10 protein-coding genes are annotated in these 14,755 nt (G+C 65.2%); 3 read left to right on the forward strand and 7 right to left on the reverse strand.

Features of this window, described 5'->3' with window-relative positions; all coding sequences use genetic code 11:
* Positions 1 to 45 precede the first annotated feature (45 nt).
* The 3 genes from pglX to AAD496_RS06680 all read right to left on the reverse strand — a co-directional run bounded on the left by pglX (position 46) and on the right by AAD496_RS06680 (position 8,968).
* Positions 46 to 3,765, reverse strand: coding sequence for a BREX-2 system adenine-specific DNA-methyltransferase PglX (pglX, locus tag AAD496_RS06670; RefSeq protein WP_349827877.1), 3,720 nt, complete (start codon positions 3,763 to 3,765; stop codon positions 46 to 48).
* Positions 3,762 to 8,093: a BREX system serine/threonine kinase PglW gene (gene pglW / locus AAD496_RS06675; protein WP_349827878.1), complete on the reverse strand. Its 4,332-nt coding sequence runs from the start codon at positions 8,091 to 8,093 to the stop codon at positions 3,762 to 3,764. Before pglW ends, pglX begins: the two co-directional genes overlap by 4 nt.
* A 131-nt stretch (positions 8,094 to 8,224) precedes the next feature.
* Positions 8,225 to 8,968, reverse strand: coding sequence for a CBS domain-containing protein (locus AAD496_RS06680; protein ID WP_349827879.1), 744 nt, complete (start codon positions 8,966 to 8,968; stop codon positions 8,225 to 8,227).
* A 301-nt stretch (positions 8,969 to 9,269) separates the two neighbouring features.
* Between AAD496_RS06680 and AAD496_RS06685 the strand changes: the two genes are divergently transcribed.
* Both AAD496_RS06685 and AAD496_RS06690 read left to right on the forward strand, forming a co-directional pair.
* Positions 9,270 to 9,998, forward strand: coding sequence for a GAF domain-containing protein (locus AAD496_RS06685; RefSeq protein WP_349827880.1), 729 nt, complete (start codon positions 9,270 to 9,272; stop codon positions 9,996 to 9,998).
* A gap of 5 nt (positions 9,999 to 10,003) precedes the next feature.
* Positions 10,004 to 10,150 (forward strand): hypothetical protein, encoded by a 147-nt coding sequence (locus AAD496_RS06690; RefSeq protein WP_349827881.1) that lies wholly within the window; start codon positions 10,004 to 10,006, stop codon positions 10,148 to 10,150.
* 63 nt (positions 10,151 to 10,213) lie between these two features.
* Here AAD496_RS06690 and AAD496_RS06695 read toward each other — a convergent pair whose 3' ends face one another.
* From AAD496_RS06695 to AAD496_RS06705, 3 genes are all read right to left on the reverse strand, one after another.
* Positions 10,214 to 11,080 (reverse strand): TrmH family RNA methyltransferase, encoded by an 867-nt coding sequence (locus tag AAD496_RS06695; RefSeq protein ID WP_349827921.1) that lies wholly within the window; start codon positions 11,078 to 11,080, stop codon positions 10,214 to 10,216.
* Between the two features lie 169 nt (positions 11,081 to 11,249).
* The gene (locus tag AAD496_RS06700; RefSeq protein ID WP_349827882.1) at positions 11,250 to 12,107 is read right to left on the reverse strand and encodes a sulfite exporter TauE/SafE family protein; all 858 of its coding nucleotides are present in this window, start codon (positions 12,105 to 12,107) and stop codon (positions 11,250 to 11,252) included.
* 115 nt (positions 12,108 to 12,222) lie between these two features.
* Positions 12,223 to 13,011 (reverse strand): ABC transporter ATP-binding protein, encoded by a 789-nt coding sequence (locus tag AAD496_RS06705; RefSeq protein ID WP_349827883.1) that lies wholly within the window; start codon positions 13,009 to 13,011, stop codon positions 12,223 to 12,225.
* Between the two features lie 65 nt (positions 13,012 to 13,076).
* Between AAD496_RS06705 and AAD496_RS06710 the strand changes: the two genes are divergently transcribed.
* Positions 13,077 to 13,880, forward strand: a complete 804-nt coding sequence (locus tag AAD496_RS06710) for a hypothetical protein (RefSeq protein ID WP_349827884.1) — start codon at positions 13,077 to 13,079, stop codon at positions 13,878 to 13,880.
* A 40-nt stretch (positions 13,881 to 13,920) separates the two neighbouring features.
* Here the strand turns inward: AAD496_RS06710 and AAD496_RS06715 are convergent, their stop codons facing one another.
* Positions 13,921 to 14,706: an aldo/keto reductase gene (locus AAD496_RS06715; RefSeq protein ID WP_349827885.1), complete on the reverse strand. Its 786-nt coding sequence runs from the start codon at positions 14,704 to 14,706 to the stop codon at positions 13,921 to 13,923.
* Positions 14,707 to 14,755: the final 49 nt, after the last annotated feature.

The following is a 14,755-nucleotide window of genomic DNA, read 5'->3' on the forward strand; positions in this document are numbered from 1 at the left end:
GAACGGGAACAGTGCGAAGGCGATCTGACCAGTGGGCATCTTCTATCAGCTCTTCTTCTTGCGGCCGCGGGTCGGTGCAGGTGGCATCCAGGCGGCAACATCCGCTCGTGTCAGTGCCAGAGTCGAGAGTGTCTGGTCGATGAGGCCGGAGATGAACGCTGCAGGTGCCACACCGAAGGTGGGGTCGATCTCCGCGTGCCACTGGTGCAACCACGGCTCTAGCTCGACCAGACCGGCGACGAGCGGGACGACGGCGTCCTGGCCGTGATCAACGACTCGTGACTGGGCTGCTGGGAGTTCACGTGCCAAGGCGATGGCCTGGTCCCGATGATCCCAACCGGCCCATCCGAGGACAGGGGTCGGGTCGTCAGACCTGTGCAGATCGGGGTAGAGGATGAACCGTTCCTTCGGCACGTCGAGTTTGCCACGCGCCTTCCAATAGGCAGGCTTGCGGAAGTCCGCGGTCGTGTACTTGGGAGGCACTGGGATGGTGACCGTCTCGCCTGCGTCCTCGCGTCGTTGGAGATCCCACACGTCCTGCCAGGTACGGAACTTCTCCAGCCCTTTGTTCTTGTACCGGTGCGCGGCGAGGTACGGCACCGCCTCCGTCAGTGCGACCGTGGTGAGGACAGCGGGCAGGTCCGGAGTTGCAGTGTCCGCGTAGACCCGAGCGAGCTCCGTCATCACCGTGTCAGTGCGCAGAAGATCCGCCAGTTCGTGGATGCTCCGCACCACGAGGCTCTGGGCGTCCTTCCACAGGGCAGGGTCCTCAAGGCGATCGAGAATCGCGGCCTCGAGGGCTTCCCTCTCCTGCTTCTCCCACGACTCGGTCACCCACCGGCGTTTGAACTCGGGCTTCTCCAGGAGACGGAGAGACTTGTTCTCGGCGATGACGTCGAGACGCCGCTCCACGAGGTTCACATAGTCCTGCGGCCAGGAGTCCGGGATCTCTGTGATCGGAGTGCTCCCGTGACGCTCGAACCAGGCGGTTTGCTCCGTACCAGCGGCGACCTGACGGGCCAGAGCGATCTCGAAGGCACGTTCGCCGAGGTTGATCTCCTCGATCGACGAGTTATTCCGAACTGACTGGAGTTCGGTCATCGGCACGTCGAAGGCACGAATCGGCTCCGACTCGACGGAACCATGTGTCAGGTCCTCATCGAGCAGACCGTAGAGACGGTAGGTGTCCCAATCGAGTTCTTCCTGCTCGAAGATCATCCGCGCACGGACGTGCTGCGCCTTCGTCGCTCGGAGTGCCAGAGCCTCACGGAGTGGAAGATAATCCGGGCGCTGCTTCCATCGCTCGATGGTCTTGGCCGGGGAGAGCGACTGGAGCTCACGTGCGAGTGCGTCGAGGAGACGGCCGCGTTCCGGGGTAAGGCCGGCCGGGAGCGGGAACTCTTGGAGCTTGGTTCCGGTGAACTCGTAGCGGTGTTCCCACGGTTCGTCAGAACCTGCAGAGCTGTTGCCCTTGTTGTAGCTGACGGAACGAAGCCAGTACAAAGCTACGGACGAGTTGAGTACGCCGAGCAGCTCCATGTGCTCGTCCACCGTCGCGCCCTCGGGGAGCTTGATGACGGGGGCGTGTTGATTAAATGACACCCCTCCGCGATCCAAAATGAAATGATTGTGAGTGGCAACGTCAGGCCACACCAAAGAATGGGGAGTGAGGAACTTCCGGAAAGTCAGTCTCCCATATTCATACCACTTCAATCCATTTTCGATCTTCGACTTCCCTCCAAACATTTTGCCATTCGCCAGTATAAACCGAAATGGCCAAAGTGTTCGATAGTCTTCCGGAAACTCTGTTATATCCACAGCTTGGAAGCTATCATTATAAGGGAAGATGCTTCCAAAAGATATGTTCGCGGTGAAATCTCGAACATTCTCGCCGATCATCATTGGGCGGCTGTTTGATACTCGTGATCGATTGATTGCTTCTTGAGGCCTGACGAAAACATCATTAGCAAGCGTGAAGCTTGTAATTCCGATAGAGTCAGCTTGTTTTCCCAGCATGCGATCAGCTGACGAATCCAGAGTCTCCCGGAGGACAACTGCTCCTCCGCCCGTCAAGGACCATGGATAGGTACTCAGAACGGATCGTTCAAGGTCGTCTACTGAAACGAAAGGCCCTTCATATCCTGGGTATTCTAAATTCTCAACAATTTCCGACCACACTAAACCCTTCGCAGGATCGGTTGGCTGGCCAGGTTCACCTCGCACGCCGAGTACTGCACGCACTGAGTCCGTTTGCGGTCGACGACGACGACCGATGATAATCACCGTCGGAGTTCCGTGGCCTGGAATGTAGGCACCGGATGTATCGATCACTTTCAAGAGGTCCACCGGGTTCCCCTGATCGAACCCTGCGAAGAGGTGCTCAATGAGGACCTTCCCGAATCCCCTCTTCATGAAGGAGTTCGCAGTGATCTGGCCCGTAAATCCGGCCGAGTGTCCGGATTCTCCATTGAGCGCAAGACGGAAGAAAAGTTCCATGAACGGCACGCTTAGTGCGTACTTTTGCACCGCGGTCGTGTACGCTTCGCGGTATATGGCGTTGAGTTTCTTGTCCTTGACGGTGATGTACGGCGGGTTTCCGACGACCACGTGGTACTGACCGGGTTCAAGGATTCCGTGGTACTCGGAGAGGTCTTCCGTTGCGTACTCGTAGACGCCTTCGTCTTCGGAATCGGCGCCGAACACATCGAGTTCGCCAGCTCCAGCACCACCTTGATCACCGAGGAGCGAGTCGCCGATCGCCAGGTGGAAGCCCATGGGTTCCACCCCAACCAGGCTGGACTCCCCTGCTGCCCGCAATCCCGCCACTGTGAGGCGGAAGCGTGCGATCGCGACGGCGAAGGGGTTGAGGTCGACCCCGTGAATGGACTCCATCGCCCGACGGACTCGCTCACGCGGTCCCATGGCCGGCGCCAGGCGGAGCCATTCGGCGTGGAGCCGTTCAAATGCACCCAGGAGGAAATGGCCGGACCCACAGGTCGGATCGATCAGTTTGAAACGATCGTCCGGATCGTTCGGGTCGAAGTCATCAAGAGGGAACTCACGCAGGGCAGGGGTGAGCGTCTGCTCGAGTATGAACTCCTCGACGAAGACCGGTGTCTGGAGGAGTGCGTAGGTCTTTTTCGCGTGCTCGGACAGGTCCTGATAGAGATCACCGAGGAATCGAGTGTCCAGGTCGGGGTCGGTGAAGTCATGGACCAGGCTGCCGTCCGGGTGAGTGGTCCGCCAGAAGTCCATGAGGTCAGCGGCCGCTTCACCACTAATCGTCGCCTCCCACACGGGGTTGTGATCGGGATCGATGAGCAGGGATCCCGCCGGCTGCGCCGCCAGAACACGGAATCCCTGCTGGAGCCAGTGGCGCCGGTTGTGGGAGCGGTGCGCCTCGTCTGCGCGAACGTAGGCCTCCAAGTTTTCCTCGGCACGCTCGGTCCCGCCCTCGGGTCCGGCAATCCATCCGACCGACACCTCTGCGCCGTCCAGACGTGCACCCACCAGGAGGCGATTGTCCTCGCAGAATCGCAGGAAGGTCGTCGACACGATCCACGCCACTGCGGCCTGATCGACCTGATCATCGCGCCACTCGACCCAGGACTTCCCCGTCCGGTTCCTTTCGAGAGCCGCGTGATGCTGATTCTTCAGGTCTTGGCCCCAGGCATTGGTCGGGTCCTCGGCGCGCTCGACGAGGTCCCGCTGCAAGAGCACGAGGCGGGCCTTGAGGTCCTTGAGAAGGAGAGCGGAATCGATCATGTGTGGTCTCCGATCGAAGCGGGGGAAGTGGAGGACGAGGACAGTTGGGATGTGAGGTCGACCGGCGTCGGGAGATCCACCCACCCATCAGCTCCGGTCGGGACCGGCACTCCGTCCATCAGAGGTCGTGGAGTCGATCGCCGCCTGGCGACCAGCAACCATCGGGCCGCCGGGCGAGAGGTGCCGAGGTCGAGGAGATCGGCGAGCAATCCGTCGAGCCCGTAGCGGACGAGGACGGACGGACGGGTGATGAGCAGCGGTGCGGGATTCTGGAGAGCGGATGCCCAGGCAGGGCCGACCGCCTGTTGGACGAGTTTCGTCAAGAGTGCACGATCGGCGGAGTCGGCCGGGGCCGCATCCTTCTCCAGGACGAAGTCCCACGAGATCCGTCGCGCCTCGGCGAAGGGACGCACGGCGTCGAGTACGAGCGTGGAGACGTCCAGGCGGGTCAACCCATCGGAGGCAAAGACGCTCTCGAGGACGTGCCCCGTCCGCTCAAGATCGCGAGGACGTGCGCACAGGGTGAGTGCTGCGTGCCGCCCGAAGGACGCGCGAAGCCGTCGATCGAGGTCGCGTGGAGGTCCGCCGTCCCCCTGGACGGATACGCCGGTCGACAGGGCAGATCCCGCGTGTTTCGTGGTGGTGCGATGGCCCCGCGGCACATAGGTGTCGTCCTGCCGGATCATCCCCGGCAGAATGTCACGGACCAGCGAGTCCAGTTCCGCACGCTGATCCGGCAGCCTCACACCGGGGAAACGCATGTACACGTCATGGAATACCGTCGCCACGGGCACGGGACGCGCAGTCGGCCGACCACGCAGGGTGGCCCCCAAGGCGGTCGCTGCAGACAGATCAGCGGGATAGAGCTCGTCGAACCCGGTGGACACCAAGGCGCGGGTCGATGCGGCAGACGCCAGCCGAAGCAAGCGACGCTGTCCCAGCATCGCCGCCACCTCAGGCCCGGTCACTTCCATGGCCACCGTCTGGAGCGCCTCGGCAGCCTGGGAGAACGGAACGATCCGCCCATCCGCCACGAGCGAATCCGCGGTGTCGCCCAGTTCTCCGGCAAGTTCCGTGAGGAGGTCGGCCGCAGGGAGGACACCGTCGGTGTGCAGTGGGTTGGCCGTGTCCTGCAGCGCCACGAGATCATGTTTGCCCGCCCTGCGGCGGCGCAGCTCGAGTTTCGGGCCGTCCTCGTGCCACGTGTCCAGTTCGATGACGGCGCGCAACAGGGCAGACCCTGCGCGCTCGCGTTCCTCACCCCGGAGGAGCGAGCCGCGTGTGGCGACGATGGCGCGGGCAAGCTCCGGTCGGGTCATGATCCGTCCTGCGGAGGCCAGGATTTCGACGACCTCGGTGCGGACTCTGTCGAGCACACGGTCCCTGGTCCGTGACCATGTCTCGACGGCGGAGAGGAGCGCCCCTGTCGCCTTTTCCCTCCCCAGGCCGTGAGCGTCCTCATCCAGTCCGAGGTACGTGGCGACATCGAGCGCGGTCGGCCAGGAACTCGCGGCCTGTTCGGGCTTGTTCGACGCATGGGCGTCGGGTCCGGCCGACGACGAGGGAACACCGTAGAGGAACGCCTCCACGATGGCCCGTGCGTCCTTGGTCTTCACCTTCCGGAGAAGACTTGCAACCGTCTGCTCGGTACCGTCGGTGACACCCGTGGTCTGTGCGGGTGCATCCAGTGTTTCTCGCCATTCACGGAGGCGACGGAGGATCTCCTTGCGGTACTGCTCCCCCAACCCGTGGATCCGATTGATCTGAATGCCCGAGACTCCCAGGAGGTCTCCCACCGTGTGGATGTCGGGAAGCCGTCGGACACCCGAAAGTGCACGCGCGGAAAGCCCTGCGCTGTCCACCGGGGTCTCACGGGTCACCTTCGAAGCCAGCTCGTCGTTCGCGGCGACATCGTCCTCGGCGAGATCCAGATCGTTGAAGACCTGGTACCACGCAGCCGCCATTTCCGCCGTCGAACCGAAACGGTCGGAGGTGGCCGGCGCCAGTGCACGCCGGAAGAAGTGAGCGAGTGCGGTGGCGACGGAGGGTTCGAACGAGGCGGGCTCGATCACCGGTGATTCCGCACCGGTCGGACGTCCACTGCCGTCCGGCCACCAGGGCAATTGCCCGGTCGACATCTCGAAGAGCGTGGTCGCGAGTGCCCACAGCTCGGCGTGCCTGTCGTAGACACGACGCCGGCCTTCGCCGAGAAATGGATCGAGGTACCCGGGAGTACCCGCAGTGATCACGTCAACCGGTTCGGTGGCGAGCGAGAAGTCGAAGAGGACCAGCGACGGTCGGCGGGAACCCGGATCCGGGATGATTCCGAGGTTGGCCGGCTTGATATCGCGATGGAATCCCACCGTCTGTTCGACGTGCTCCATCGCCTCGAAGAGTTGTCCGCCGAAGTTCTCCAACTGCTCGACGGTGGAGCGGCCTTCTGTGGCCAACCGAGACGCGAGTGTCCGCTCACCGGCATCGGACATGAGCAGAGCCACGCGCCCGTCGACAGTGAGCGGTTCGGGCTCGAGGAGCTTCACGACCCGACGATGGTCGAGCTTTGCGAGAACCGCGGCCTCATCCCTCAGTCGCGCAGCAGCGGAATCCGACCGGGCGATCTTGAGGATGACCTGACGATCGTTGTCGGACGTATCGTCCACCACGCCCAGGGCCAGTCCGGTGGCGCCTTCGCCCCGGCGGGTCTCGACGAGGAACCGATCGGCCAGGAAGTCACCCGGTTCCGCCTCGAGGGCATCAGTGGGAACCACGCTCGGTGGGACTGCGCCGTCGGCGTCGTGGGGTGTCTGGCCGTCCGGATTGCGTGCGTCTTTCCACGCGGAATTGAACTCGTCGAGGAAATCGGCGATGCTCGCGGTCCGTTCGGCTTCCACGCGCCGTGTGGCCCGGAGAACCACCTCGGCCACGCCGTCCGGGACCGTATCCGTTCCGCGTCGTGGGTCCAATCCACCGTCGGCGGTGAAACGTTCTTCCAGTTCGACGAAGTTGTCCGCCGGAGGGCGACCGGTGAGGACGAGCAGGGCCAGCGCCCCCATTCCGTAAACATCCAACGGAATACCCGGGAGGTTGCTCGTGGCGCCGACGGCCTCCGGAGCGAGGTAGAGCCACTCGTCCTGATCGACCGTGTCCTGGATATTGGAGGTGCCGGCGAATACCGACATGCGCGTCGCGGACGCGTCGAGTGCCTTCTGGCCGGCGAACCAGTCGCGGATGGCAGGACGGACTCCTGCACCATCACCGGCGTTCTCCGGGGAGACGTACACGTGCTGCGGTCCCAGGGCGCGATGCACAAGGTGGCGTTGATGTGCGTAGAGAAGCGTCTCTGCGAGCCGCCGCACAAGGACGATTCGCTCGGGCATGGTGAGTGCGGAGCCGTCGTCCGTCTGCAGGTAGGCGTCCAAGGGAATCTCGGAGGGATCGTGGTCGAATACCAGGGCAGGACCATCCGGAGTCGTACGGAACAACGTCGGGGTCGTGATGCCTTCATGGCGGATTCCATGCGTGAGCTGGATCTCGCGCTTGGCCTGTTGCTCGATCCGGTGTCGTTCGTCCCGCGGTGCTCCGGGGTAGACGTCGTACAGGCGGATCCGCTGCTTGACTCCACGCATCCCAGGATCCTCGGCCAGGACGTCCTGCCAATCGGGACCTTCAGCGATCGGATCACTGTCGATGATCTGGTAGTCCGCCACCATGCGGACCTTGGGGATCTTCTTGAAGTTCGCGGCCAGGCACAGTGCTTCGATGGCTTTCGCTCGCGGGCCGTCGACTCGGTCACGGGAATCGCCGTCACGATCGCTGAGGAACTCCGAGAACTTCCGGAGTCGTTCACCGGACGCCTTGACATTGTAGCCGTCAAGAGTGACGACGTTCTGCGCCGCCTGCCAGTCGAGGTCGAGTGTCGAGTCCTGACCGTGCATCACGACCAGTGACTTGATGAACGGGAGATTCTTCCGAACCACCGCAGGCTTTGCGAAGCCACCGTCCTTGAGCAGCGAAGCCAAACGCTTGGCTTTTGAGTCGGTGGCGACGTACGGGTTCGGCACGTTCCGACCCGGCAGCGTCCACCGCTGGGAGTTCCCACGGATGGTGCCGTGCCAACCCTTGAGCTCGACGAGGAACATTCCCGCGGGCGTGAGCAGGAGGACATCGACCTCGGCGGTACGCCCGTTCATGTCGAGGAAGGTGAGGTTGCACCAGGCGCTCGTGATGCCGTCATCGGGAAGGAGTTCACGGAACGTGTCGAGAGCGGCCTGTTCCGCCGGAGATGCAGGCGCCCCGAGCACCTTCCAGCGAGGAGAATCCGCTTTCATCGCCTACGCTCACACTCCTGAGGTCGTACTGCTCACTGCCGCCCTGGCGATCCTCCGTGGGTGAGGAGTCTCGGGGTGTGCCCAGGCTATCCCACCTGGGCAGCTGCCTCGGAACTGTATCCGATGGCTGGTCACTCCAGGAATTGGAGTCCCCGGTGCATCGCCGGGACGTCGTCGACGACGAGAATGCCGGTCGGCTTGTCGTTGAGCGAACCTGACTTTGTCACTACAACGGCACGCGGGGGTCTCGACGACTCGAATGCCTCGATGATGTCGAGGACCGACGTCGTCGGCTTGACGGCTACTACTTTCTCGTTGTCTTCCTTGGAAGCCAGGGCATCCGCGACAGTGGCGGCCTCTGCCACGAGAGTGCCGTCATCGTCCAACCACGACGCGGCCCACCGCGCGATGGTGTTCGTCGTCAGCAGGACGACCTCATGTCCGGGGTCCACGACGAGAACCTGGGAGAAATCGTCCTCGGTCATCTTCTTCATGACGGGCGCCAGTGCGTCCGCTCGCACCACGTTGTCCAACGGTTCGTTCGCGTAGTCGGCTGCTGTCGGGGGCTCGGTGAGCTGCTTGAGCAGATTATTGGCGGCTCCGAGCAGTTGAGGTGAAGGCGTCACCGTTGTCGGAATGCCAGGAACCCTGCTCCGATGAGACAGCAAGTTTCGAGCACGACCGATCACTTCGAATGCGGCCCTGTTCCGCGCCACGACACTGTCCCTGTCCCGGACCTGCCGGATCGAATCGCCCAGTCCTTCAGTCTCCAGCTTGTACTTCGACTCCAGGTGGCTCTCCATGAGCGAGCACACATCGATGAAGTCATTACTGAGTTGGTTGTTGCGGACGGTCTCGTCGGCGTCGGTACTCATAAGTCATTCATACCGCAAGATCTCCCGCCGTGCATCGCGCACTCCAGTCTCGACTCACTGGATCGAGAGTCGTGAGCCATGACGTTCGGGCCCATCGCCGACAGCCAGAATTTCGGTGTCCGAGGGGCCTGGAACACTCGAAGGCGACGAACTCACACCGACCACAGGACGGGGACGACAGGTGAGCAGGCAGGGCGAGGCCAATTGGGTCCAGGCGGCGGCATTTCGTGTCGGCAAGGACATCAGCAGCCGCCCATCGCTCGAAGCCCTCCTGGGATCTGTGGCGAGCACTACTTCTGTCGTGCTCGTCGCGATCGGGACGATCGGAAGTGTCAATGATTGGCCCGGATGGCCGTGGTGGCTGGTGGGGTCGGCGAGTCCCCTCGCCGCGTTCGTTCTCGTGTTGTGGTGCGTCTACTCGTTCCGAACGACGCTGAACCACGGTGAGACGGATTCTCAGCAGATCACGAGAACACTGACCGAGAGTCTCGCCATAGTCCACCGCAAGATCGCCGGAGCGGTCGAGCTCACCGCGGCACGGAGGCCGAAAGAGGTTGCCGAGGTCGCGAATCTCGTCGTTCAACTTATTCTCATGACCTACGCCGGGGTCGAAGGGATGCGGGCATCGGTGTTCGTTCTGAACGACGAAGGCAACCGCATGGACGTGCTCGTCTCCAGGGGTCGCCCAGACTGGCCCCGACCCTTCGATCAGTCCGACAGGCCCCGCGGGTCCAACGCGATCGGTTGGCTGGTCGGCAACGTCCGGCGTTCGAGGTTCGCACGAGACATCGAGCCCGATGGCGATGATGCGTACGGTGTCTCGGGTGACAGGTACCGGACGTTCATCTCGTGCGCCATCTACACCCAAACGGACCCGTATGGCATGCTTTCAGTAGATGCCACGACGCCGGGGGCCTTGGAGGAATCCGAGAAGCACTTGATCCAAGCTTTCGCCGATGCCCTCGCCGTGGCATTCACCCTTGCGCGACCTGAGATGCCTGGATCACGTCGGACGAAGAGGAAGAGGTGAGAACGATGACGACTTCACCCGGATGGCAGTTGACCGAACGTGAGAAGCGCGAAGCGGAAGAGCTCCACAAGAGGGTCGCACGCGAGCTCGAGGAAGAGCGGCGACGTCGCGATGCCTACCTCGCCAAGCATCGCCCGATCAAGCGGACCTGAACCCCGGACCCTACCGTGGCTTCCAGAAACCTTGGAGGCCACGGTGCGTTCAGCGCCCGAACGTCACTCCCCGGCAGCCACACCGTCCCGTGCCGCATCGGCCAGCGCTGTCGGCTGGAGGGCGAAGCAGGTGACCGCTGTCGCCGCAGCGACGTTGAGGGAGTCGACGCCGTGGAGCATGGGGATGAGGACCGTCGTGTCCGTCTTCGAAAGGGTCTTGCGGGACAGGCCGTCGCCTTCGGTGCCCATGATGATGGCGACTTTCTCGGGCGGGTTCGCTGCGAACTCCTGGAGGGTCACCGAGTCGTCCCGCAACGCGAGAGCCGCCGTGTGGAAGCCCGCCTCCTTGAGGCGGTCCAGGTCGGCCGGCCAGGCGTCGAGCCGGGCCCAGGGCACCTGGAAGACCGTGCCCATCGAGACTCGCACCGATCGCCGGTAGAGCGGGTCGGCACACCGGGGCGTCACGAGCACCGCATCCATGCCCAGACCCGCGGCGGAGCGGAAAATGGCTCCGAGGTTCGTGTGGTCCACGACGTCCTCGACGACGACCACCCGGGTGGCTCCCTCCAGCAGCTCCTCGAGCGGAACCGGCGCCGGACGGTGCATGGACGCCAGTGCGCCACGGTGCAGGTGGTAGCCGGTGAGCAACTCGACCGCCTGGTCGGAACCGATGAGGATGGGAGCCCCGGTGGCTGACCCGGCCCCGGCCTGTTCCTCATGTGCGCCCTGTCCCTCGTGTTCGGCGAGCAGCTCGGCGAGTGCGGCGAACCACTGCCGGTTCATGAGGTACGAGCGTGCCCGGTGGCCGGCCACGAGCGCCCGTTCGATGATCTTCGAACTCTCCGCGATGTACAGGCCACCCTCGGGCTCCATGAGGCTGCGCAGCTTCACGTCGGTCAGTCGCGTGTAGTCCCGCAGGTGTTCGGCCAGGAACGCGTGGGCGTCGTCGCCGCTCGCGTCGCTCCCCTCCCCCGGCAGGTCGTCGAAGAAGTGGATGCGGGCCGGGTCGATCCCGGCCCGTTCCGCTCTCTCGAGGATCTCGTCGTTCGTGGCCGGTGCCTTGCGCGGAGTGTTCACGCGGTCCTTCCTCGGTGGGTCATCACATGCCGAGGATGCGCACGAGCGCCACGATCCCCAGCACCACGATGATCCCACGGAGCACGACCGGGTTGAACTTCCGGGCCACGCGCGCACCCAGGTAACCGCCCAGCAGCGAACCGATCGCCACGAGCAGCACCGCCATCCAGTCGATCCGGTCCCACCCGACGATCACGTAGGTGGCACCGGCGACGACGTTGACGACGAGCACCAACACGTTTTTGGCCCCGTTGAGCCGCTGGATCGACTCCGGCAGCAGGAGCCCCAACAGACCGATGAGCAGGATGCCCTGGGCCGCGGCGAAGTACCCGCCGTAGATCGCCGTGGCGAACACCGCGAGGAACACGAGCACCATCCGCCCCGCGGACACGCCACCGGCCGCACCGGTGGCCCCGGCCCCCGGCGGGAGGTCGGGGGTGGGAGAGGTGGAGGGCGCCTCGGCGGCGTTCTCCTTCTTCTTCCGCAGGTACTTCTGGAGTGCCGGCTGCCCGATCACCATGACGAGGGCGAGGACCAGGAGGACCGGCACGATCGTGATGAACGCGTCCTCCGGCAGGTTCAGCAGGAGGAAGGCGCCCACGAGCGCGCCGAGCAGGCTCGCCGGGACCAGCTGCAACAGGCGCTTGGCCTGTCCCTTGAGCTCCTCCTTGTACCCGAGCGCGCCGGTGACGTTGCCGGGCACCAGACCCACCGCGTTCGACATCGTCGCGACCACCGGCGGCACACCGAAGGCCACGAGCGCCGGGAAGGTCACGAGCGTGCCGGAACCGACGGCGGCGTTGATGCCACCGGCGGCGACTCCCGCGAGAAGGACGAGAACGATCTCCAGCCAGGAGTCGATGTGGGTCATGGCGAACATGCAGGAACTTCCGTCGGGGAGGTGGAGGGGAGGGCGGTGTGCGGGTGCAGGGCGCCTCGGGGGCGGGTCGGGTCCAGTGTGGCCGGTCCGGGGTGGTCGGCGCCCCGGGAACGACTCAGAGCGACGCGCGGGCGGTGTAGCGGCCGTCCTCGGAACGGTCGAGGACGATCGGCATGCCGAAGGTCTCCGTGAGCTTCTCGGCGGTGAGCGTCTGCGCGATGGGCCCGGCGGCGACGGTCTTCCCGTCGCGGATGAGGAGGACGTGGGTGACGCCTGCGGGGATCTCCTCGACATGGTGGGTGACCATGAGGGTGGTGGGGGCCCAGGCGCCGCCGAGGATCTCGCCGAGGGCCTGGACCAGTTCCTCGCGCCCGCCGAGGTCCAGGCCGCTGGCCGGCTCGTCGAGGAGCAGCAGCTCCGGGTCGGTCATGAGGGCACGGGCGATCTGCACGCGCTTGCGCTCACCCTCGGACAGGGTGCCGAAGGCGCGGTCGGCCATGTCGCCGACCCCGAAGGCCGACAGGAGGTCCTGCACACGGTCCAGGTCCTCCGGCTCGTACTCCTCGGTCCAGCGGCCCTGGACACCGTAGGCGGCGGTGAGGACGACGTCGGAGACCTTCTCGGCCCGCGGGATCTGCGCGGCGAGGTTGGCGGACGCGTAGCCGATGCGCGGACGCAGCTCGAACACGTCGATCTTGCCCATCGTCTCCTCGAGGATCTTCGCGGTCCCCGAGGAGGGGTGCATGCGGCCGGCGGCGATCTCCAGCAGGGTCGTCTTACCGGCACCGTTGCGGCCGAGGACCGCCCAGTGCTGGCCTTCCTCCACGTGGAGGTCGAGGCCGTCGAGAAGGTGATTCTGCCCGCGGCGGACGCGGACGTCGTGGAGATCCAACACTTCGCTCATGGGCAGAACTCTAGTCGGGTGGGTGGCGGGCGGGCGAACGGGTGCGGAGCTCTACCCTGGTGCGGATGGACACCGCACTCGCCACCCTGCTCACCTCGCTCGCCGTCACCGCCCACCTGGACGGCCGACTGGGGCCCGACGACCTCACCCACACCTTCCTCGAGGCGGACCTGCCGGTCCCGCTCGTCCTCGACGACCCCGTGTTCGGGACGGACGCCCCCACGGGGTTGCTCCTGGCCGTGCCCGCCCTCCGGCGGGCCGGGGTGCGGCGGTTGCGATTGGCACTCGTCCATCCGACGCTGCCCCTGCGGGTGCCACGGGTCGACCGCGAGGCGCGGCGGGCGATCTCCCGGTCCTCCGCGGTGGCCGTCGCCGAGGTGGGCGCTGAGGGCGCCTCGGGAGTGGAGGGCACCTCGGGAGCGGGGGACGGCGGGGAGTCGGTCGCGGTGGTCGTGCTCGACGGCGAGGCGAACCTACGGATCTTCCCGTGCGCGCGGGTACGCTACGCGACGGTGGACACGGTGTCGGTGGCGGAGTCGGCCCGGACGCTGCGCGAGGCGGTCATGGCGGCGCTGTCGCTCGTCGAGACACACGGGCAGGCGGTGCCCGAGGGCATCCGGAACCTCCAGTGGCGGGACTGGCAGGCGGACATGAGCGCGGAGAAGGCCCGTGGTGAGCTCTCGACGCTGCTCGACGACCCGGCGCACGCGATCCTCCTGCAGACCGCACTCGACGTGCACCAGGCGTTCTCCGGGGTGCTCGCGCCGGCGTCCCTGCAACCGCCGGAACTCGGCGCAGCGCTCGACCGCGTGCACAAGGCGGCGGCCGGTGTCATCACCGCGGTGAGCCGCGAACACGGGGTGGGGTGAGGGTGTTCGAGGGTGAGGGTGTGACTGTGCACCGTCCTTGTCAGACGGCGTGGGCCCACCCCGCCAGGCCGGTCACTGCACCGCCCCAGACGGCCACCGATCCTATGACGGTCCAGAGCGGAGTCCAGCGGCGCGCCGTAGCCACCCCGGCGATCAGGGTGCCGAGAACGAAGAGGATGAGGGACGCCTGGAACGTGTAGCGAAGGACGTCCTGGTCGACTCCGTCGTTCTCGTAGGCCATCAACGGGGAGAACCCGTGGAGGAAAAGTGCGGTCAGGAGCGACGGCCCGAGGAGCATCGCTGCGGCGAAGACACCGGCTGTCCCGCGCTTGATCAGTGTCCACGAGGACGACGTGCGATCGGTGGAGCCGGAGGCAGGCGCGGCGACCGAATCACGCACGGCACGTCGCGCAACGAGACCCGCACCATGCGCGATCGCCAACGCCACAGCGGCCATGACAAGTGCCACGAGACCGATGCCCAGTTCGCGCAGGAGCGGGAGGATCTCGTCCTCGAGGTCGCGGGAGAACAGCGAGTACTCCGTCTGCAGGGCGGTGATGGGGTGGACGGAGTGGGCGCAGCGGATCGTGTCCGCGGCGGCCTCGGAGAGCCCCAGGTGGCGGACCTTGCCGGCCTCGACCAGGTCCTTCATTGCGCCGACGGTCTCCTCGATGGGGACGTCCGGGTCCACGCGGTGCTGGTAGTACAGGTCGATGTGGTCGCCGCCCAGCCGCTTCAGCGAGGCGTCGCAGGCGGAGCGGACGTACTCGGGCCTGCCGTTGACGCCCAGGCGGGTGCGGGGCGGGTCAAGGGTTCGGTGAGACATTGTCGGTATGGGTTCGCGGGGTGGACCGAGGGCACGTCGGGACCGAGGA

Origin of the sequence: Brevibacterium litoralis, assembly GCF_040212315.1 — a bacterium.
GTDB classification, from domain to species: Bacteria; Actinomycetota; Actinomycetes; order Actinomycetales; family Brevibacteriaceae; genus Brevibacterium; species Brevibacterium litoralis.